Below are 19,450 nucleotides of genomic sequence, written 5' to 3' on the forward strand. Positions count from 1 at the left end.
TCCTCGCCCCCTGAGCCGAACTCGAAGACGCCCGTGTCCCCCCGAATCGCATTCCTTGCCAGTACTGTCGACGCCGCGCAGCAGGCGCGCGTGACGCTTGCTGCCCGCTACGGTGATCACGACCCGGAAGAGGCTGACGTCATCTGCCCGCTGGGCGGTGACGGTTTCATGCTGCAGACGCTGCATCGTCATGGCAACAAGGGCAAGCCGGTGTTCGGCATGAAGCTGGGCACGGTGGGCTTCCTGATGAACCACCATCGTGACGAGGATCTGATCGAGCGCCTGGCCTTGGCCGAACCGGCGCACCTGCGTCCGCTGGAGATGATCGCGTTGACCGAATCGGGCACCAGCACCGGTTCGCTGGCCTACAACGATGTGTCGATGCTGCGGCAGACGCGGCAGGCGGCGCATATCGGCATTGATCTCAATGGACAGCAGCGCGTCGAGGAATTGATCTGCGATGGCGTGCTGGTTTCCACGCCGGCGGGCAGCACCGCGTACAACTACTCCGCACACGGCCCGATCCTGCCGCTGGGTTCCAACACCATCGCGCTGACACCGTTGGCACCGTACCGGCCGCGCCGCTGGCGTGGCGCGATCCTGAAGGCCGAGACCGAAGTGCGCTTTCGCGTGCTCGATCCCTACAAGCGGCCAGTCAGTGTCACCGCTGATTCGCACGAAACACGCGATGTGGTGGAAGTGACCATCCGCGAATCGCGCGAGCGCCAGGTGACCTTGTTGTTCGACCCCGAGCACAACCTGGAAGAGCGCATCCTCAGCGAACAGTTCATGGTCTGATCGCAGAGAATCGAGGGGCCGAACGGGAAGGGCTGAGCCCTCGGCTCCCGGAGACTGCGATGAAGTTCAAGCATCTGCGCAGACGACCGAACCCCGGCTCCGAATCCTCAGTCCAGTTCCAACTCCAACGCTTTCGACCCCCATTCCACGCTCCCGAGAAAAATGGCTGACAACTCCCCCAGGCTTTTGACCGTCGCGGTTACTTCGCGCGCCCTGTTCGATCTCGAGGAGGGGCATGCGTTGTTCGAGCGCGAAGGGCTGGAGGCCTATGCGGCCTACCAGCGTGCGCACGAAGACGATGTGCTGAAGCCAGGTGTGGCGTTCCCGGTGGTGCGCAAGCTGCTCGCGCTCAACGAAGGCGCGCCGGCCGATACCCCGCGCGTGGAAGTGATTCTGCTGTCGCGTAATTCGGCGGATACCGGCCTGCGCATCTTCAATTCGATCCAGCATTACGGGCTAGACATCGTCCGTGCCACGTTCACCGCAGGCGAGCCGACCTGGCCGTACGTGAAACCGTTCGGCACGGATCTGTTCCTGTCGGCAAACCCGGAGTCGGTGCGTCGCGCCCTGGTGCACGGCATCGCCGCGGCGACCATCCTGCCGCACACCGCTGCCGATGTGTCGGCGGCCAACGCCGCCGCTACCGTGACCGGTCGCCCGGTGTCGCAGCTGCGCATTGCCTTCGACGGCGATGCGGTGATCTTTGGTGATGAAGGCGAGCGCATCTCGCGCGAACAGGGCGTGGAGGCTTTTGGCCGGCATGAGCGCGAGCGGGCACATGAGCCGCTCAGTGGTGGGCCGTTCCGCAACTTCCTTTCGGCATTGCATGCGTTGCAGGCCGCGTTCCCGGCTGGCGAAGCCGCGCCGATTCGTACCGCTTTGGTTACCGCGCGTTCTGCGCCGGCCCACGAGCGGGTGATTCGTACGCTGCGTGAATGGGGGGTGCGCCTGGATGAAGCCTTGTTCCTTGGCGGTCGTCACAAGGGGCCCTTCCTGGAAGCGTTTGGTGCGGACATCTTCTTTGATGATTCGCAGCACAACATCGACAGTGCACGCCAGCATGTCGCCGCGGGCCATGTGCCGCATGGCGTGGCAAACCCGGACTGAAGCAAACTGCAGTTGTAGGAGCGGCTTCAGTCGCGAAGCTGTGGGTGTGACGGCTTTGCGGGATTTTCTGTAGCCGCAGTTTTCGCTTGTGCTACAGCTTGGTCAGCTTCGCGGTTGAAGCTGCTCCTGCGGAGCGACGCGACAATCGAAAGATGCAGCGTGGCTTTGGTCGCGAAGCTGCAAATACATGTGCGCTGGATGGGCATTTGATTGCAGGTCTCCGCCGGCATTGCTGCCTGGTCAGTTTCGCGGCCTATGCCGCTCCTCCAAGATGAAGCAGCGTCTGGCTTGCAGTCGATCAGCGTTCGCATGTTAGGATGAAACCGCTTTCGCGGGCTGATTCACTCCCAGCGGCAATCCTGCCACGCCCTTGATCTGCACGAACGCGGCAGATCCTTCTTTCCCGCACAGCACCCACCCGATGATGAAGGGGCGGGGCCTGTTCCCCGGTCGGTGGCGTTGTTGCCTGCCTTTCCCTTGTTGTGCTGCCCTGCGGCGGCTGTCGGGTGTTTCGCGCGCCGCGCGGGACTGGACGCATTGTCTCTCCTGCACGGTGCATCACGCGCCCTTGCGCAGTGCTGTCGTGTTCATTCGCGATGGCAGCTACACAGGAGAAACAACCCGTATGACCATGCGTATCGCCATTCTTGGTGCCGGCCCCAGTGGCCTGGCGCAACTTCGTGCATTTGAATCGGCCCGTCGCGGCGGGGCACAAGTGCCGGAGATCGTCTGTTACGAGAAGCAGTCCGATCTCGGTGGAATGTGGAACTACACATGGCGCACCGGGCTGGATGCATACGGTGAACCCGTACACGGCAGCATGTACCGCTATCTCTGGTCCAATGGCCCGAAGGAAGCGCTGGAGTTTGCCGATTACAGTTTCGAAGAGCATTTCGGTCGCCCGATCGCCTCCTATCCGCCACGCGCCGTGCTGCGTGACTACATCATGGGTCGCATCGAAAAGAGCGGTGTACGCGATCAGATCCGCTTCAACATGGCCGTGCAGTGGGTGGACTACTCGGAAGAAAGCGGACGGTTCACGGTCACCGTGCGTGACCTGAAGAAGGACGAGCTGGTCACCGAGGAATTCGATCGGGTGATCGTGGCCACCGGCCATTTTTCCACGCCGAATGCGCCGTTCTTCGATGGACTGGAGCGCTTCCCGGGGCGCGTACTGCATGCCCATGACTTCCGCGATGCCTGCGAGTTCACCGGCAAGGACCTGTTGTTGGTGGGTAGCAGCTATTCGGCCGAAGACATCGGCACGCAGTGCCACAAATATGGCGCCAAGTCGGTGACCTTCAGCTTCCGCAGTGCGCCGATGGGCTACGACTGGCCGGCTGCATTCGACGAGAAGCCGCTGCTGCTGCGGGTGGAAGGCAATACGGCGCACTTCGTCGATGGCAGCAGCAAGGATGTCGATGCAATCGTGTTGTGCACGGGCTACCAGCATCACTTTCCGTTCCTGTGCGACAGCCTCACCCTGCGTACCCGCAATCGCCTGTACCCCGGTGACCTCTACAAGGGCGTGTTCTGGATCGACAATCCGAAGCTGATGTACCTGGGAATGCAGGACCAGTACTACACGTTCAACATGTTCGACGCGCAGGCTTGGTATGCGCGCGATGTGATCCTTGGCCGCATCGCCTTGCCCGAGGTTGCCGGCATGCGTGCTGACAGCGAAGCTTGGGTGGTGCGCGAGGAAGCCACGCAATCCGTGGAGCAGGACATCGACTTCCAGACCGCGTATATGCGTGAACTGCTTGATGCCACCGACTATCCTGATTTCAACGTGGAAGCGGTGGCCGACCTGTTCAAGCAATGGAAGCATGACAAGAAGGACGACATCCTCGGCTATCGCAACTGCAGCTACCGCTCGGTACTGACCGGAACGATGGCGCCGCCGCACCACACGCCGTGGATGGAGGCGATGGATGATTCGCTGGAAGCATTTCTGGCCGACAGCTATATCGATGACGACGTTCAAGTCGAAGTCGACATGCGGCGTATTGCCTGAGCACGGCAGGTGGCTGATGGTGCTCCTGCAATAAGCGGAAATCGCGCATTTGCAGGAGCGGCATCAGCCGCCACGCTGGTGAAGCATCCGAACCCGCAGCAACTGCAGTTGCAGGAATCGTGTCGCCGGAGTGTACGCCAGCTTCGCGCCTGAAGGTGCTCCTACGATAAGCAGATGCCGCACTTTTGTAGGAGCGGTGTGAGCCGCGAAGCTGATGAAGCCTCCCGGCCCGCAACAATTGCAATTGCAGGAATCTCATCACAGGAGCGCTCACTGGCTTCGTGCCTCAAGACGCTCCGCAGCGTTAGCCGTGCGCTATGGCGCCTGTTGCAGCGGCAGCTGGATGTCGGTCAGCTGCCAGCGCAGGCCGTGCCTGCTGAGTACGAAATGCACCTGGCGGCCGTCATCCAGCTGGCTGGTGGCGGTGAAGCGGGACAGTGAATCGTACCGGCCCGATGTGTCGGCCAATGGCCTGGCCGGCGAGGGCGGTCCCCAGGTGTCGCCGTTGACGGTGTCGCCGACCGCGCGCTTGATCAGGCCGTCGCCCTGCAACATCGCGGCCACACCCACCGGTGTGACCAATGTATCCACGCTGACGTCAGTGATGTTGCTGGCGACGCCCAGGATCACTGCGCCGAGCAGGCTGGACTGCATGTCGGCGCCCGCCTTGCGGACCAGATGGTCATTGAGTTGCGCCTTGAGGTTGACCCGCAGCGTGGGGAAGTCGACATGGCGCGTCAGCGCGGCGCTGTCGCGTTGTTCGATGGCACTGCTGATGCCCTGGATTGCCAGGTAGGGCCCGGCCAGGACGTAGCCGCATATCGAAAGAACCATCAGCACGATGGCGGCGGCGATCCATTTCTTCATGACCATGCTCCTTCTCGTCAGCGGTGGCGGTGCGTCTGCGCCTCGGCCCAGCGTCGCAGCATGACCAGGGTTTCGGCCCAGGCCTGGCTGCAGAAGCCGTAATACTCGCTGTGCGGGTCCCAGCCCAAATGGTGGAATTCCAGTACGGTCATAGGCTCGCCTTCGTGCGGCAAGCCGCGCCAGTCGCCGGGGCTGGCGCGGCGTGACAGGTCGAAGCGGACTTCGGTGCCGGTCCAGGCCGAGGCGGGGCTTTGCGGTGGGTGCCGGCTGATCACTTCCCAGCGAACGCAATGGCCGGGCGTCACTTCCAGCACCTTCAACGCTACCGGGCCATGTTCCGGACCGGGGTTGTGGCTGAGGATGGTGTCGCCGTCGTGCTGTGTCTGCTGATGCGGAATCCACCAGCGGCCCAATCCCTCGGCACTGGCAAGGCCGTCAAACACGGTGGTCAGCGGTGCGTCGATCCACAGCTGGTGATGGATGGTGGCCATGGTGGTGGCCTCTGCGTCGGTGGTTGCCACAAGGTTGCCGCAAACGCCGTGCGGCCGTGTGAAGTTTTTGCGGCATTCAACGCCCGTCGTCGGCAGGTTGGCAAGGGCGACCTTGGGCGTGAAGCACTTCGCAGCGGGCAGGCCAGAAAAACGACACGTGTAGTGAGCCCGCCGCAGTCACGGGCTTCCATCGGCAGGGTGGAATGGATATGCGGCTTCGCGCCTGAGGCAAGCCACTGAAGTGCAGGCTGGGATTACAACCCAGCCTGCACCGGCGCCGCAGGGTTACTTGCCCCGCTCCAGTACCAGCAGTGGATCGATCCGGGTGTCGAACCAGTTCATGCCCCAGTGCAGGTGCGGGCCAGTGGCGCGGCCAGTGGCGCCGACGGCAGCGATGGTCTGCCCCTGCTCGATGCGGTCGCCAACCTTCACGTCGATGCGCGAGAGGTGCAGAAAGTTGGAGCTGACGCCGAAGCCATGGTCCAGCACCAGGGTGCCGCCGGTCAGGTACAGGTCCGGATTGGCAAAGGTGACAATGCCGGCCGCCGGCGCCTTCACCGGAGTGCCGGTGGGCACAGCGATGTCCATGCCCGAATGCCCGCTGCCAGGCTGGCCGTTGTAGACGCGCGCATTGCCGAAGCGGCCGCTGATGCGGCCCTGCACCGGCCAGAGGAAGGTCTGGGTGAAGTCGGTGCGGTTGTCGTCGCGTTTGCGCGACTCGGTGACCTGGGCCTGCTCACGGGCGATGCGTTCGGCAATCGCCGGTGGCGGGTTGACCGTCTTCGGCGGCACGCCGTTGACCCGCTCGGTCGGCCAGTCACGCGGGGTGACCGCGATCGATGCGGTTTCGCTGCTGCCGTCCGGGCGCCGTACCTGGACCTGCAACGGCCCCTTCTCGTCACGGCCGATGCCGAACACCACGCTGCCGTAGCCGCTCACGCGCAGGTCGCGCCCGGCGTAGCGCACGCTGCTGCCGGCCGGAACCTTGCCGACCACCATCGCGCCTTGCGAGGCGCTGGCCGGGAACACGACGCGGTTGTCGACCAGATCGCCGATGCCGTCCTGTGCAGCTGCGGAAGGAGCGGGGAGCAAGGGCGCAGCCAGCAGCAGCGCCCCCATCATCAATGCCGCACGCATCAGCGGTCGTAGGTCATGCGCTGGCCGGCCGGTGCGCCCACCAGCTTGCTGCCGTCCCATACCAACTGGCCATTGACCCAGGTGGAGGCGATGCGCGAACGGAAGGTGGTGCCTTCAAACGGTGACCAGCCGCACTTGGACAGCACGTCCTCGCGCTTGACCGTGAACGGTACGTCTTCCACCAGCACCAGGTCAGCGAAGTAGCCCTCGCGCAGGAAGCCGCGCTCCTCCACGTCGAACAGCTGCGCCGGGGCGTGGGCGAACTTCTGCACCACCTGCTCGCGGGTCAGCTTGCCTTCGTGCACGCGCTCCAGTGCGGCGACCAGCGCGTACTGCACCAGCGGCAGGCCGGACGGTGCCTGCGCGTAGGGCTTCTGCTTCTCTTCCCAGGTGTGCGGGGCATGATCGGTCGCCAGTACGTCGAGCACGTCATTGGCGAGCGCGGCGGTGATCGCCTCGCGGTCGGCCACGTCCTTGATTGCCGGGTTGCACTTGATCAGGTTGCCTTTGGTGGCGTAATCCGGGCGGGCGAAGTGCAGGAAGTGCACGCAGGTTTCAGCGGTGATCTGCTTGCGGCTGCCATCGGCGCGGATCAGCGGGCCTTTCTCGAACAGCACCAGCTCATCGGCGGTGGAAATGTGCAGCACGTGCAGGCGGGTGCCGTGCTTGCGGGCCAGCGACAAGGCCAGCAGCGTGGACTTCTTGCAGGCCTCGCGCGAGCGGATGTCCGGGTGCATCTCCGGGGTCAGCGCGTCGCCGTACTTCTCCTGGAACGCCTTCATGTTCGCGTCGATCATCGGCGTGTCTTCGCAGTGCGTGATGATCGGGGTCGGGCATTCGCGGAAGATCGCGTCCAGGGTTTCCGGGTTGTCCACCAGCATGTTGCCGGTGGAGGCGCCCATGAACACCTTCACGCCCGGTGCCTTCTTCGGGTCGAGCGCGCGGATGGCTTCAAGGTTGTCGTTGCTGGCACCGTGGTAGAAGCCGTAGTTGGCCCAGGCGCGGCCCTTGGCCAGTTCGTACTTGGCTTCGAGGATGGTCGAATCCAGCGTCGGCGGGTTGGTGTTGGGCATGTCCATGAAGCTGGTCAGCCCGCCGGCCACGGCCGCGGCCGATTCGGTGGCGATGTCACCCTTGTGGGTCAGGCCCGGCTCGCGGAAGTGGACCTGGTCATCAATCATCCCCGGCAACAACCAGCGCCCGGCGGCATCCACTACCTCCTCGCCCTCGCGCGGCGTCAGCCCGGTGCCGATCTTGGCGATGCGGCCATTCTCGATGCGCAGGTCGCCGTCGAAGGTGCGGCCTTCATTGACCATGCGGGCATTGGTGATGAGCGTGGAGGACATGTCAGTGTTTTCCTGTACAGCGGCAAGAGGGGGAATCGGATCGTTCGGGCACCGGGTCAAGGCCGCCGGGATGGAAGGGCTGGCAGCGGCCCAGGCGCAGCAGCGTAAGCCAACAGCCGCGCAACGGACCGTGTACGCGGATGGCTTCCATCCCGTATTCAGAACAGCTGGGAACAAAACGACAGCGCGGCCCGAGCAGGGGGCTGATGAAGCGCTTGTAGAAGCGCAGTACGGCAATGAGTAGGCGGCCGATCACCCTTGAATGATAAGCCACTTGGCATTGTCATTGGATTTGTCGCACGATGCAGGGATGGTGCCGGATCACCCCGCCAGGGTTTTCCCGCTACCTGCCGGGCACAGAGTCGTGCTTGGTTACGTTCCGAACTGCGCGAAACGGTCCGGTGACGCCACCGGACCCTTGCAGCACGGGGCGGGCATCCGTTCAGCGACGGTGCCCGACGCGGTTGCTGCTGCTGGTCGGGTAGGCTATAAAGGCCCGCTTTCCCGGGCCCCGGGGGAAACAAGGAAGAGCGTTTCGTGGCTGCTAAAAAACCTGCAACGAAGGCCGTCAAGGCCGCCAAGAAAACCGCCAAACCTGTAGTCAAGAAGGCGGCGTCCAAGCCGGCTGCGAAGAAGCCGGTCGCCAAGGTTGCCAAACCGGCAGCGACGAAGGCTCCTGCCAAGAAGGCGGTTGCCAAGAAGACGCCGGCAAAGCAGGCGGCTCCTGCCAAGAAGGCGGCCAAGCCGGCCGTGGTCAAGAAGGTCGCCGCAAAGAAGGTGGCTCCGGTAGCCAAGAAGGCTGCAGCCGGCAAGGCTGCCAAGCCGGTTGTCGCTCCGGTCGCCAAGAAAACCGCAGCAGTAGCCAAGGTTGCCAAGCCTGTGGTCAAGCCGGTGGTGAAGAAGGCAGCGGTCAAGCCCGCAGCCAGTGCCACCAAGACTCCTGCCACCCAATCCGTGGCCAAGTCCGTACCGAAGCCGGCCGCCAAGCCGGTGACGGCCAAGTCTGTCCCGGTCGAAGTCGCCAAGAAGGCCCCAGCTCCGGCATCCGTGCCGAAAGCCAAGCCGACGCCGGCAGCCAAGACCCCGCAAACCAAGAATCCCGTGCCTGTTTCGAAATCCCACGTAAAAACCCCCGTAAAATCCGCAGCGCCTGTTGCCGTCCGTCCGGTCGGCAAGGTAGCGGTCGCCGTCACCGCGCGTTCTGCCGCTCCGGCACCGCGCAGCAAGTACAAGGTGGTCGAATACAAGACCGACGACGCTACCGGTCGTCCGATCCTGCCGGCCGGCTACAAGCCAACGGCCGATGAGGAGTACATGAGCTCCCTGCAGCAGGAATACTTCCGCCAGCGCCTGTTGCAGTGGCGTACGGACCTGGTCGAGGAGTCGAAGCAGACCATCGAGAACCTGCGCGACGAAGTGCGTGACATCGGCGACGAAGCCGAACGCGCCACCCGCGAGACCGAGAACTCGCTGGAGCTGCGTACCCGTGACCGTTACCGCAAGCTGATCGGCAAGATCGACAGCACGCTCAAGCGTCTGGAAGCCGGCGATTACGGTTTCTGCGTCGATACCGGCGAAGAGATCGGCCTGGATCGTCTGGAGGCTCGTCTCACCGCCGAGCGCACCATTGACGCCCAGGAGCGTTGGGAACACCTGCAGAAGCAGCAGGGCGACTGATCGTCCTGCTTCGCCGAGCAACGCAAAACCCCGCCCAGGCGGGGTTTTGCCTTTTTGGAGATCGAAGATGTCAAGGCAGGAAACTTTCATGCGCCGCGCAGTGGCCCTGGCACGGGCGAACATCGCTGCCGGCGGCCGTCCGTTCGGCGCGGTGCTGGTCAAGGACGGCGAAGTGCTGGCCGAGGCTGCAAACAGCATCCACACCAGTCACGACCCGACTGACCATGCCGAAATGCGCGCCATCAGCCAGGCCAGCGCGGTACTTGCCAGCCCACGCCTGGACGGCTGCGAGATCTATGCCAGCGGCCACCCGTGTCCGATGTGTCTGGCGGCGATGTACCTGTGCGGCATCGAACAGGCGTGGCTCGCCTACTCCAATGACGAGGGGCAGCCATTCGGGCTTTCGACCGGAGCGGTGTATGCGCGCCTGGCCCAGGGGCCAGCGGCGCCTGCTTCGGGCCTGCGGCAGTTGAAACCAGCCGGTGAGCAGGGCCTGTACGCGGAGTGGGAAGCAGGGCAGTAACAGGAGCGCGGCCCTCATCCGCCCTTCGGGCACCTTCTCCCGCAGGCGGGAGAAGGAAGCGCCGGAAGCGGCTCAATGACCGGTTGCCCTGCGATGTTCCAAGCGATCTCGAATCCTCCCTTCTCCCGTGGACGGGAGAAGGTGCCCGAAGGGCGGATGAGGGCAGGGCCTTTGAGGGCAGTGCCTTACTGCAGATCCCGCAGATTCAATCGCCGCAGTTGCGGTGCCTTCCATGCGGTGACGCCGGCCACGCCGAGGACCGCGCAGCCGCCGATCACCACGGCGGGCACCAAGCCCAGCAGTCGCGCCATCGTGCCGGCATAGAACGCGCCCAGTTCGTTGGACGAACTGATGAAGATGCCGTTGATCGACGACACCCGGCCGCGCATTTCATCCGGCGTGGCCAGCTGCAGGATGGTTGAGCGCACCACCACGGACACACCATCGCAGGCGCCGTAGAACAGCAGGATCGCGGCCGACAGCCAAAAATGCTTTGACAGGCCGAAGGCGATCACACACAAGCCGAAACCGGCCACTGCGAACAGCAGCACCCGCCCGGCATTGCGTTGCAGTGGACGTCGCGCCAGCCACAGGCCGACGCAGATCGAACCCAGCGCCGGCGCCGCACGCAGGATGCCCAGGCCTTCCGGGCCGTAATGCAGGATGTCCTGGATGAAGGCCGGCAGCATGGCCACCACGCCGCCCAGCAGCACCGAGAACATGTCCAGCGCCATTGCGCCGAGCATGATCTGGTTGCCCAGTACGAAACGTGCGCCCTCGGCGATGCTGGCGAAGATCGGTGCGCGGGTCTGCGGTGGTGCCGGTTCGCTGACCCTGAGCGAGGCCAATGCCGCCAGCGCGAGCGTCGCCATGACCGCGGCCACGCCGTAGGACAGGCCTTTGCCGCCCCAGGCAACCAGCACGCCGCCCAGCGCCGGGCCGATGACCATGCCGGCCTGGAACACCACGCTGCCGAACCCGGCGCCGCGTGCGAACTGCTCGCGTGCCAGCACGCGGGCGAACAGGGCGTTGTAGATCGGCGACAGGAAGGCACGAACCATGCCGGTCAGCGCGATCGCCAGGTAGATCGGCCACACGCCCTTGAACGGCAGCCAGCCCATGGCGACGGCGGCCAGGACGACGGCCGTGGCGATCAGACCCAGGCTTGCAGCCATGCCGAGCTTGCGGCGGGGCAGGTGGTCAACCAGATAGCCGGCAAACGGCGCCACGCAGAAGAATGGCAGCACTTCGGCCAGGCCGATCAGGCCCAGCGAGAATGGATTGCGGGTGATTTCGTAGATATGCCAGCCGACCGTCACCGCGACGATCTGGTAGGACAGCATCGCCGCGATGCGGTACAGCAGCAGCTGGGCGAAGCCGGGCTGGCGCAGCAGGGCGCCGGCACTGGAGCCGTCAGCGGCCGTGTTCACTGCTGCGCTTGGGCGGTGTCGCGGATGAAGCCCAGCATTGCGGCCAGGCCGTTGCTGCGGGTCGGGGAGAGGTGCTTGGCCAGGCCGATGGCGGACACATAGTCCGGTGCGGTGGCCAGGATCTCGGCGGCAGAGCGGCCGGAGTACACGCGCAGCGCCAGGTAGATCAGGCCAGAGACGATGGCCGAATCACTGATCGCATGGAACACCAGTTTGTCGGCGTTGCCTTCGGGCACGATCCAGACCATCGACTGGCAGCCGTGCAGGCGGTGCTCTTCGCTCTTCCATTCTTCAGGGAAGGTGGGCAGCTTGCGGCCGAGGTCGATCAGGTACTGGTAGCGCTCGGACCAGTCACCGAAGAAGGAGAACTCATCGGCGATGGCTGCCTGGGCTTCGTCGGGGGTAGGTTCGAGCGGGAAAATCGTGTCGGTCATGGGGGTTCCTGTTCTTGCCCGTTCCGGTTGATGGGCGGGCCGGTGGGGCGGGGCGGTTCTGCCTTCACCCCGCCCCCTCTCCCGCGTGCGGGCGAGGGGCTTTAACGACTGCAATTGCGCAGTGCTGATTCAACTCCCACTGAACCGAACCCCTCTTCAGCAGGCGGGGTAGGGGTTCGGGAGAGGGGGAGGACCTCAGCCCCGCTTCCAGCGCACACCCTGCGGTGTGTCTTCCAGCACGATGTTCTCGGCGGCCAGCTGGTCGCGGATGGCATCGGCGCGGGCGAAATCGCGCGATTGCTTGGCGGCGATGCGTTCGTCGATCAGGGCCTGGATACGAGCGTCGTCCCCGGCTTCGGCACCGCGGCTGAACCACGCTGCCGGCGCCTGCTGCAACAGGCCAAGTGCCAGGCCGGCGCCGAGCAGCTCGCGCTTGAGGCGGGCCTTGTCGTCAGCGGTTTCGGCCTTGCGTGCCTCGCTGGCGATACGCGCCACTTCGGCCAACGCCAACGGGGTGTTGAGGTCGTCGTCCAGCGCGGCTTCCACGCTGGCGGGGATAGCCGCGGTGGCGTCGATGTCGGCCAGGTCGCGCAGGGTGCCGTACAGGCGGTCCAGGGTGCGTACCGACTGCTCGATCAGGTTGTCCGACCACTCCAGCGGCTGCCGGTAGTGGGCAGATAGCAGCGCATAGCGCAACGCTTCCGGCGGGTGTTGGCGAACCAGGTCGTGCACGCGCTGGATGTTCCCGATCGACTTGCTCATCTTGCCGCCGTCGAAGTTGAGCATGCCGTTGTGCAGCCAGAAGCGGGCGAAGGTCTTGCCGCCGTGCGCGCACTCGCTCTGCGCGATCTCGTTCTCGTGGTGCGGGAACTGCAGGTCAACGCCGCCGGCGTGGATGTCGATGGTCGGGCCAAGGTGTGCGGCGGCCATCGCCGAGCACTCGATATGCCAACCCGGACGGCCACGGCCCCAGGGCGACTCCCAGCCGGGCAGGTCATCGCTGGAGGGCTTCCACAGCACGAAGTCGCCGGCATCGCGCTTGTACGGCGCCACGTCGACGCGCGCGCCGGCAAGCATTTCGTCCGGGTCGCGGCGCGAGAGCTTGCCGTAGTCCTTGAAGCTGGACACCGAGAACAGCACGTGGCCCTCCGCCGCATAGGCATGGCCGCTGCCGATCAGGTCCTGGATCATCGCAATGATGTGCGGGATATGGGCGGTGGCTTCCGGCTCGATGTCCGGCGGCACCACGCCCAGTGCGGCCATGTCTTCACGGTAGGCAGCGGCGAAGCGGTCGGTGATGGCCGAGATTGGCACGCCCTGGTCCTTGGCGGCGGCGTTGATCTTGTCGTCCACGTCGGTGATGTTGCGGGCGTAGCGCAGCGCGCCGAAACGGCGGCGCAGCAGATCGGCCAGTACGCCGAACACAACCGGGCCACGGGCATTGCCGATGTGGACGTAGTTGTAGACGGTAGGGCCGCACACATACATGGTCGGGGCGGTGGGGTCGAGCGGAGCGAACGGCTCCAGCTGCCGCGTCAGGTTGTTGTGCAGGCGCAGGGTCATGGGCATCTGTGGGGAGGCTAACCCGGCAATTCTAGCGGTCCCGGGCGGGCGGGGCACGAACCGCCTTTTCCGGGCGGGCTGGGCAGGAGCCGGGTGGACGGGTAAGGTTCAGGCCCAAGGCGGCGTGGCTGCCTACACTATTGCCCACCATCCGCTCCCGCATCGTGCCGCTACCCTTGATGAAACCTGCCCCGCTTCTGTTGTCCATGTGCCTGCTTGCCGTCACCCCCGGGGTTGTCGTGGCGCAGGACGGTGACCAGCGCAATCGGGTGGTGATCGTGGAGAACGTTCGCTACGACTATGCGCAGGTACTGAACGTCGAGCCGGTATTCCAGACCCTGCGTGCCACCCGTACCGAAGAGCATTGCGAGCCGGTATCCACGCGCACGTTGGCACCGGTGCAGGTGACTGGGGAGGTGGTTGGAGAAGATGCGCAGAAGGGTGGCTTCCGGCGCTTCTGGGATTCGGTGAAGGGCATTTTCAGCCACCAGGGTGGTGACGAAGAGGTGGCGGCCGAAGAGGCGCCGTCACGCCGTGCTTCCGGCAATGGTGCGTTGCTGACCCCGGAGTGCAGGGTCGTTGAGGTTGGCCGTGAGTTCCGCCGGCCCATCGCTTACGACGTGGACTACGTTTACAAGGGCGTCAAGTTCCGCTCGCGGCTGCCGGAAGATCCCGGCAACCGTTTGAAGCTGCGGGTGTCGATCACCCCCGACATCGGCCAGGCCGCCAATCCGGCTTCGGCCGTACCGTGATGTTGCGCCGCGGCACTTGCGTGCCGGAAATGTGCGTGCGAGTATGCGCGACGATGAAAGCAACCAGCTTCCAGCACGAAAGCAGCACCGCCCGGATGGCCTCCGGCATGACGTCGCGTGCCCGCCGACCGGAATCCCACATATTCGCTGGGTGACCGGAGCTTCGTGCTGTCTGTTCAGAAAACCCAGCCCCGGCTGGGTTTTTTCGTTTTCGGTTTCAGAAAGTTTCAAACGCAATGAGTCGCGCCGCTGGCGCATCCAACCGCCGGTGACGGCGACATTCCGCAGCAAAGGATGGATTGATGTCTCTGAAGCACTTCTTGAACACCCAGGATTGGAGCCGTGGCGATCTCGACGCGCTGCTCACTCAGGCGACGCTGTTCAAGCAAAACAAGCTGGGCGATGACCTCAAGGGCAAGTCGATCGCCCTGGTGTTCTTCAACCCTTCCATGCGCACCCGCACCAGCTTCGAGCTGGGCGCCTTCCAGCTCGGTGGCCATGCCATCGTGCTGCAGCCGGGCAAGGATGCGTGGCCGATCGAGTTCAACCTGGGCACGGTCATGGACGGCGATACCGAGGAGCACATCGCCGAGGTGGCCAAGGTGCTGGGCCGCTACGTCGACCTGATCGGCGTGCGCGCGTTCCCGAAGTTCGTGGACTGGGCCTACGACCGCCAGGACATCGTGCTCAAGAGCTTCGCCAAGTATTCGCCGGTGCCGGTCATCAACATGGAGACCATCACCCACCCGTGCCAGGAGCTGGCGCACATCCTGGCGCTGCAGGAGCATTTCGGCACCACCGATCTGCGCGGCAAGAAGTACGTGCTGACCTGGACCTACCACCCCAAGCCGCTGAACACCGCCGTGGCCAATTCGGCACTGACCATCGCCACCCGCATGGGCATGGACGTGACCCTGCTGTGCCCGACCCCGGATTACATTCTGGACGAGCGCTACATGGGCTGGGCCGAGCAGAACGTGGCCGAGAGCGGTGGCTCGCTGCAGGTCAGCCATGACATCGCCAGTGCCTATGCCGGTGCGGACGTGGTCTATGCCAAGAGCTGGGGCGCGCTGCCGTTCTTCGGCAACTGGGAGCCGGAAAAGCCGATCCGCGACCAGTACCAGCACTTCATCGTCGACGAAGCCAAGATGGCGCTGACCAACAACGGCGTGTTCAGCCACTGCCTGCCGCTGCGTCGCAACGTCAAGGCGACCGACGGCGTGATGGATTCGCCGCAGTGCATTGCCATCAACGAAGCCGAGAATCGCCTGCACGTGCAGAAGGCGATCATGGCCGCGCTGGCCGGCAAGTAAGTGTTGAGCCCCTCTCCTTCCGGAAGAGGGGTGGGGTGAGGGTACGACCTTGCTCCAGGTGCACCTCCATTCGTTCGCCCCCTCCCCAACCCCTCCCGGAGGGAGAGGGGCTTAAAGATCAAAACCAGAGACTTCTTCCCCATGAGCAAAGACATCGTCCTCGCCTTCTCCGGCGGCCTCGACACCAGCTTCTGCGTTCCGTACCTGCAGGAGCGTGGTTACAACGTGCACACCGTGTTCGCCGATACCGGCGGCGTGGATGCCGACGAGCGTGACTTCATCGAAAAGCGTGCCGCCGAACTGGGCGTCACCAGCCACGTCACCGTCGACGGTGGCCCGGCAATCTGGGAAGGCTTCGTCAAGCCGTTCGTGTGGGCGGGCGAGGGTTACCAGGGGCAGTACCCGTTGCTGGTGTCCGACCGTTACCTGATCGTTGATGCCGCGCTCAAGCGCGCCGCCGAACTGGGCACCAACATCATCGCCCACGGCTGCACCGGCATGGGCAACGACCAGGTGCGTTTCGACCTGGCGGTGAAGGCACAGGGCGATTACGTGATCGTCGCGCCGATCCGTGAAATCCAGAAGGAGCACACCCAGACCCGTGCCTACGAGCAGAAGTACCTGGAAGAGCGCGGCTTCGGTGTGCGTGCCAAGCAGCAGGCTTACACCATCAACGAGAACCTGCTGGGCCTGACCATGTCCGGTGGCGAGATCGACAAGTGGGAAGCCCCGGGCGAGGGCGCACGCGGCTGGTGCGCACCGCGCAGCGCGTGGCCGATCGAGCCGCTGACCGTGACCTTGAAGTTCGTCGAAGGCGTGGCTGTTGAACTGGACGGCAAGGCGCTGCCGGGTGAGCAGATCCTGGCCAAGCTCAACAAGCTGTTCGCGCAGTACGGCGTCGGCCGTGGCGTCTACACCGGTGACACCGTGATCGGCCTGAAGGGCCGCATCGTGTTCGAAGCACCGGGCCTGGTCTCGTTGCTGGCTGCGCACCGCGCGCTGGAAGACACCGTGCTGACCAAGCAGCAGAACCGCTTCAAGCCGGAGGTTGCGCGCAAGTGGGTGGAGCTGGTGTACGAAGGCTTCTATCACGACCCGCTCAAGACCGACATCGAAGCCTTCCTGAAGGCATCGCAGTCCAAGGTAACCGGCGAAGTGGTGCTGGAAACCCGCGGTGGCCGCGTCGATGCGGTGGCCGTGCGTTCGCCGCACATCCTCAATGCCAAGGGCGCGACCTACGCGCAGTCGGCCGACTGGGGCGTGGAAGAAGCCGAAGGCTTCATCAAGCTGTTCGGCATGAGCTCGACGCTGTACGCGCAGGTAAACCGCTGAGTGCTGTTAGCCCCTCTCCGCTTGGAAGAGGGGTTGGGGTGAGGGTAGGGCGCAGCCGCATGCAACCGTGGTGCAGCCTTACCCTCATCCGCCCCTTCGGGGCACCTTCTCCCGGAGGGAGAAGGAAGCTTCGTCCGCCTCCGCCATGAACTGTGAAACCATGACAACCCTGCTCGAATCCACCCTGCAGCACCTCGAAGCGTTGGTGTCCTACGACACCCGCAATCCGCCGCGTGTGATCACCACCGGTGGCATCTTCGATTACCTGCGCGACCACCTGCCGGGCTTCAACGTCGAGGTGATTGACCACGGTGCCGGTGCGGTCAGCTTCTACGCGGTACGCGGCAATCCCCGGTTCCTGTTCAACGTGCACCTGGACACCGTGCCGGACTCTCCACACTGGAGTGCCGATCCGCACGTGATGCGTCGCCTCGACGACCGCGTGGTTGGCCTGGGCGTGTGTGACATCAAGGGCGCCGCCGCCGCACTGGTGGCCGCCGCCAATGCCAGCCAGGGCGATGCCGCGTTCCTGTTCTCCAGCGACGAAGAGGCCAACGACCCGCGTTGCATCGCTGCGTTCCTGGCCCGTGGTATTCCCTACGAAGCCGTGCTGGTGGCCGAGCCGACCATGAGTGAAGCGGTGCTTGCGCACCGTGGCATCAGCTCGGTGCTGATGAAGTTCCAGGGCCGCGCCGGCCACGCCTCGGGCAAGCAGGATCCGTCCGCCAGCGCGTTGCATCAGGCCATGCGCTGGGGTGGCAAGGCGCTGGACCATGTCGAATCGCTGGCCCATGCGCGCTTCGGCGGCCTGACAGGTTTGCGTTTCAACATCGGCCGCGTCGAAGGCGGGATCAAGGCCAACATGATCGCGCCCGAAGCCGAGCTGCGTTTTGGCTTCCGTCCGTTGCCGTCGATGGACATCGATGCGCTGCTGGCTACCTTCGCCGGCTTTGCCGAGCCGCAGGCCGCGCATTTCGAGGAAACCTTCCGTGGCCCGAGCCTGCCGTCCGGCGATATCGCACGTGCCGAGGAACGCCGTCTGGCCGCGCGCGACATCGCCGACGAACTGGGCCTGCCGATTGGCAATGCCGTCGATTTCTGGACCGAGGCTTCACTGTTCTCGGCCGGTGGTTACACCACCATGGTGTACGGCCCGGGCGACATCGCCCAGGCCCACACCGCCGATGAGTTCGTCACGCTGGAACAGTTGCAGCGTTATGCCGAATCGGTGCACAGCATCCTGCAACGCGGCGCCTGAGCCGCAGTGGCCCGGCGGCCTGCCGCCGGCTTCTCCCCCGCGACCGCCGTGGTCGCCTTGTAGACGCAAGCAATGTCCCCAGCCATGCAACCCCATCGTCAGACCCGCCAGACCATTGTCCGCCTGCTTTCGAGCATGGCCAGTGCGAAGGAGATCAGTCAGTACCTCAAGCGTTTCTCGCAGCTTGATGCCAAGCGCTTTGCCGTGGTCAAGGTCGGTGGCGCGGTGCTGCGCGATGACCTGGAGGCGCTGACCTCGTCGTTGTCGTTCCTGCAGGAAGTGGGCCTGACCCCGATCGTGCTGCATGGCGCCGGCCCGCAGCTGGACGCCGAGCTGTCGGCCGCCGGCATCGAGAAGCAGACCATCAACGGCCTGCGCGTGACCACGCCCGAAGCGCTGGCGATCGTGCGCAAGGTGTTCCAGCAGTCCAACCTCAAGCTGGTCGAAGCGCTGCAGCAGAACGGCGCGCGCGCGACGTCCATTACCGGAGGTGTGTTCGAGGCCGAATACCTGGACCAGGACACCTACGGCCTGGTCGGTGAGGTGAAGAAGGTCAATCTGGCGCCGATCGAAGCCAGCCTGCGTGCCGGTTCGATCCCGGTGATCACCAGCCTTGGCGAAACGCCGAGCGGGCAGATCCTCAACGTCAACGCCGACTTCGCCGCCAACGAGCTGGTGCAGGAACTGCAGCCGTACAAGATCATCTTCCTCACCGGTACCGGCGGCCTGCTGGACGAGGAGGGCAAGCTGATCTCTTCGATCAACCTGTCCACCGAGTACGACCAGCTGATGGCGCAGCCGTGGATTCATGGCGGCATGCGGGTGAAGATCGAGCAGATCAAGGACCTGCTGGACCGGCTGCCGGAAGAATCCTCGGTGTCGATCACGCGCCCGGCCGACCTGGCCAAGGAGCTGTTCACGCACAAGGGTTCGGGCACGCTGGTGCGCCGTGGTGAGAAGGTGCTCAAGGCAACGTCGTGGAGTGAGCTGGATACGACGCGTTTGAAGACGCTGATCGAATCCAGCTTCGGCCGCACGCTGGTGCCGGATTACTTCGAGAAGACCAAGCTGCTGCGTGCCTATGTCAGCGAGAATTACCGCACGGCGGTGATCCTTACCGATGAAGCCGAAGGCGTGTACCTGGACAAGTTCGCCGTGCTCGACGATGCACAGGGCGAAGGCCTGGGCCGCGCGGTGTGGAACGTGATGCTGGAAGAAACCCCGCAGCTGTTCTGGCGTTCGCGCAACGGCAACCCGGTCAACCATTTTTATTACGCCGAATCCGACGGCTGCTACAAGCAGGGCCACTGGAAGGTGTTCTGGTTTGGCGCCGACGACTTCGACAGCATCAAGGGATACGTGGAGCATTGCGGCGAGCGCAAGGCGAGCCTGCAGGGCTGAAGCC

General features: G+C 64.5%; 18 protein-coding genes. 10 read left to right on the forward strand and 8 right to left on the reverse strand.

The features are described from left to right. The first annotated feature begins 33 nt into the window (after positions 1-33). From LR961_RS08125 to LR961_RS08135, 3 genes are all read left to right on the forward strand, one after another. On the forward strand, positions 34-798 hold the full coding sequence (locus tag LR961_RS08125; protein WP_232148036.1) for an NAD kinase: 765 nt from the start codon (positions 34-36) through the stop codon (positions 796-798). A gap of 162 nt (positions 799-960) precedes the next feature. Continuing rightward, a complete protein-coding gene (locus LR961_RS08130; protein ID WP_232148038.1) occupies positions 961-1,905 on the forward strand; it encodes a 5'-nucleotidase in 945 nt (314 codons plus the stop codon). A gap of 625 nt (positions 1,906-2,530) precedes the next feature. After that, positions 2,531-3,922: an NAD(P)/FAD-dependent oxidoreductase gene (locus LR961_RS08135; RefSeq protein WP_232148040.1), complete on the forward strand. Its 1,392-nt coding sequence runs from the start codon at positions 2,531-2,533 to the stop codon at positions 3,920-3,922. Between the two features lie 315 nt (positions 3,923-4,237). On the opposite strand, the gene LR961_RS08140 is transcribed toward LR961_RS08135, so the two are convergent. The 5 genes from LR961_RS08140 to yidD all read right to left on the reverse strand — a co-directional run bounded on the left by LR961_RS08140 (position 4,238) and on the right by yidD (position 8,037). Next, positions 4,238-4,789 carry a DUF2939 domain-containing protein gene (locus tag LR961_RS08140; RefSeq protein ID WP_232148049.1) on the reverse strand — a complete coding sequence of 184 codons (552 nt, stop codon included), beginning with the start codon at positions 4,787-4,789 and terminating at the stop codon, positions 4,238-4,240. 17 nt (positions 4,790-4,806) lie between these two features. Then, positions 4,807-5,310, reverse strand: a complete 504-nt coding sequence (locus LR961_RS08145; RefSeq protein WP_232148051.1) for a hypothetical protein — start codon at positions 5,308-5,310, stop codon at positions 4,807-4,809. Between the two features lie 255 nt (positions 5,311-5,565). Beyond that, positions 5,566-6,417, reverse strand: coding sequence for a M23 family metallopeptidase (locus LR961_RS08150; RefSeq protein ID WP_232148053.1), 852 nt, complete (start codon positions 6,415-6,417; stop codon positions 5,566-5,568). Then, positions 6,417-7,763: a dihydroorotase gene (locus tag LR961_RS08155; protein WP_232148055.1), complete on the reverse strand. Its 1,347-nt coding sequence runs from the start codon at positions 7,761-7,763 to the stop codon at positions 6,417-6,419. Before LR961_RS08155 ends, LR961_RS08150 begins: the two co-directional genes overlap by 1 nt. A gap of 1 nt (position 7,764) precedes the next feature. Next, a complete protein-coding gene (gene yidD, locus LR961_RS08160) occupies positions 7,765-8,037 on the reverse strand; it encodes a membrane protein insertion efficiency factor YidD (protein ID WP_232148056.1) in 273 nt (90 codons plus the stop codon). Positions 8,038-8,300: 263 nt separating this feature from the next. Here yidD and dksA point away from each other — a divergent pair, with 263 nt between their 5' ends. Then, on the forward strand, positions 8,301-9,440 hold the full coding sequence (gene dksA / locus LR961_RS19320) for an RNA polymerase-binding protein DksA (RefSeq protein WP_232148065.1): 1,140 nt from the start codon (positions 8,301-8,303) through the stop codon (positions 9,438-9,440). Positions 9,441-9,507: 67 nt separating this feature from the next. Continuing rightward, positions 9,508-9,963, forward strand: a complete 456-nt coding sequence (locus LR961_RS08170) for a nucleoside deaminase (protein ID WP_269670564.1) — start codon at positions 9,508-9,510, stop codon at positions 9,961-9,963. Between the two features lie 185 nt (positions 9,964-10,148). Here the strand turns inward: LR961_RS08170 and LR961_RS08175 are convergent, their stop codons facing one another. The 3 genes from LR961_RS08175 to cysS all read right to left on the reverse strand — a co-directional run bounded on the left by LR961_RS08175 (position 10,149) and on the right by cysS (position 13,390). Then, positions 10,149-11,393, reverse strand: a complete 1,245-nt coding sequence (locus LR961_RS08175; RefSeq protein WP_232148069.1) for an MFS transporter — start codon at positions 11,391-11,393, stop codon at positions 10,149-10,151. Further along, positions 11,390-11,827, reverse strand: coding sequence for a SufE family protein (locus LR961_RS08180; RefSeq protein ID WP_232148071.1), 438 nt, complete (start codon positions 11,825-11,827; stop codon positions 11,390-11,392). Before LR961_RS08180 ends, LR961_RS08175 begins: the two co-directional genes overlap by 4 nt. Before the next feature lie 195 nt (positions 11,828-12,022). Next, positions 12,023-13,390 carry a cysteine--tRNA ligase gene (gene cysS / locus LR961_RS08185; RefSeq protein WP_232148073.1) on the reverse strand — a complete coding sequence of 456 codons (1,368 nt, stop codon included), beginning with the start codon at positions 13,388-13,390 and terminating at the stop codon, positions 12,023-12,025. A gap of 179 nt (positions 13,391-13,569) precedes the next feature. Between cysS and LR961_RS08190 the strand changes: the two genes are divergently transcribed. From LR961_RS08190 to LR961_RS08210, 5 genes are all read left to right on the forward strand, one after another. Beyond that, positions 13,570-14,142 (forward strand): hypothetical protein, encoded by a 573-nt coding sequence (locus LR961_RS08190; RefSeq protein WP_232148075.1) that lies wholly within the window; start codon positions 13,570-13,572, stop codon positions 14,140-14,142. A gap of 302 nt (positions 14,143-14,444) precedes the next feature. Continuing rightward, positions 14,445-15,455 carry an N-acetylornithine carbamoyltransferase gene (locus LR961_RS08195; protein ID WP_232148077.1) on the forward strand — a complete coding sequence of 337 codons (1,011 nt, stop codon included), beginning with the start codon at positions 14,445-14,447 and terminating at the stop codon, positions 15,453-15,455. 141 nt (positions 15,456-15,596) lie between these two features. After that, entirely contained in the window at positions 15,597-16,787 is a 1,191-nt protein-coding gene (locus tag LR961_RS08200) for an argininosuccinate synthase (RefSeq protein WP_232148079.1), read from the forward strand. A gap of 160 nt (positions 16,788-16,947) precedes the next feature. Beyond that, positions 16,948-18,045 carry an acetylornithine deacetylase gene (locus LR961_RS08205; protein ID WP_232148081.1) on the forward strand — a complete coding sequence of 366 codons (1,098 nt, stop codon included), beginning with the start codon at positions 16,948-16,950 and terminating at the stop codon, positions 18,043-18,045. Between the two features lie 72 nt (positions 18,046-18,117). Next, the gene (locus tag LR961_RS08210) at positions 18,118-19,446 is read left to right on the forward strand and encodes an acetylglutamate kinase (protein ID WP_232148083.1); all 1,329 of its coding nucleotides are present in this window, start codon (positions 18,118-18,120) and stop codon (positions 19,444-19,446) included. The last annotated feature ends 4 nt before the right edge of the window (positions 19,447-19,450 follow it).

The sequence above is a fragment of the Stenotrophomonas sp. SY1 genome, from assembly GCF_021202945.1.
GTDB lineage: Bacteria > Pseudomonadota > Gammaproteobacteria > Xanthomonadales > Xanthomonadaceae > Stenotrophomonas.

Coding starts and splice junctions, on each gene's coding strand:
- LR961_RS08130 (WP_232148038.1), top strand. CDS start 961: ATGGCTGACAACTCCCCCAGGCTTTTGACCGTCGCGGTTACTTCGCGC.
- LR961_RS08135 (WP_232148040.1), top strand. CDS start 2,531: ATGACCATGCGTATCGCCATTCTTGGTGCCGGCCCCAGTGGCCTGGCG.
- LR961_RS08140 (WP_232148049.1), bottom strand. CDS start 4,789: ATGAAGAAATGGATCGCCGCCGCCATCGTGCTGATGGTTCTTTCGATA.
- LR961_RS08150 (WP_232148053.1), bottom strand. CDS start 6,417: ATGCGTGCGGCATTGATGATGGGGGCGCTGCTGCTGGCTGCGCCCTTG.
- LR961_RS08155 (WP_232148055.1), bottom strand. CDS start 7,763: ATGTCCTCCACGCTCATCACCAATGCCCGCATGGTCAATGAAGGCCGC.
- LR961_RS08170 (WP_269670564.1), top strand. CDS start 9,508: ATGTCAAGGCAGGAAACTTTCATGCGCCGCGCAGTGGCCCTGGCACGG.
- LR961_RS08180 (WP_232148071.1), bottom strand. CDS start 11,827: ATGACCGACACGATTTTCCCGCTCGAACCTACCCCCGACGAAGCCCAG.
- cysS (WP_232148073.1), bottom strand. CDS start 13,390: ATGACCCTGCGCCTGCACAACAACCTGACGCGGCAGCTGGAGCCGTTC.
- LR961_RS08190 (WP_232148075.1), top strand. CDS start 13,570: ATGAAACCTGCCCCGCTTCTGTTGTCCATGTGCCTGCTTGCCGTCACC.
- LR961_RS08195 (WP_232148077.1), top strand. CDS start 14,445: ATGTCTCTGAAGCACTTCTTGAACACCCAGGATTGGAGCCGTGGCGAT.
- LR961_RS08200 (WP_232148079.1), top strand. CDS start 15,597: ATGAGCAAAGACATCGTCCTCGCCTTCTCCGGCGGCCTCGACACCAGC.
- LR961_RS08205 (WP_232148081.1), top strand. CDS start 16,948: ATGACAACCCTGCTCGAATCCACCCTGCAGCACCTCGAAGCGTTGGTG.
- LR961_RS08210 (WP_232148083.1), top strand. CDS start 18,118: ATGTCCCCAGCCATGCAACCCCATCGTCAGACCCGCCAGACCATTGTC.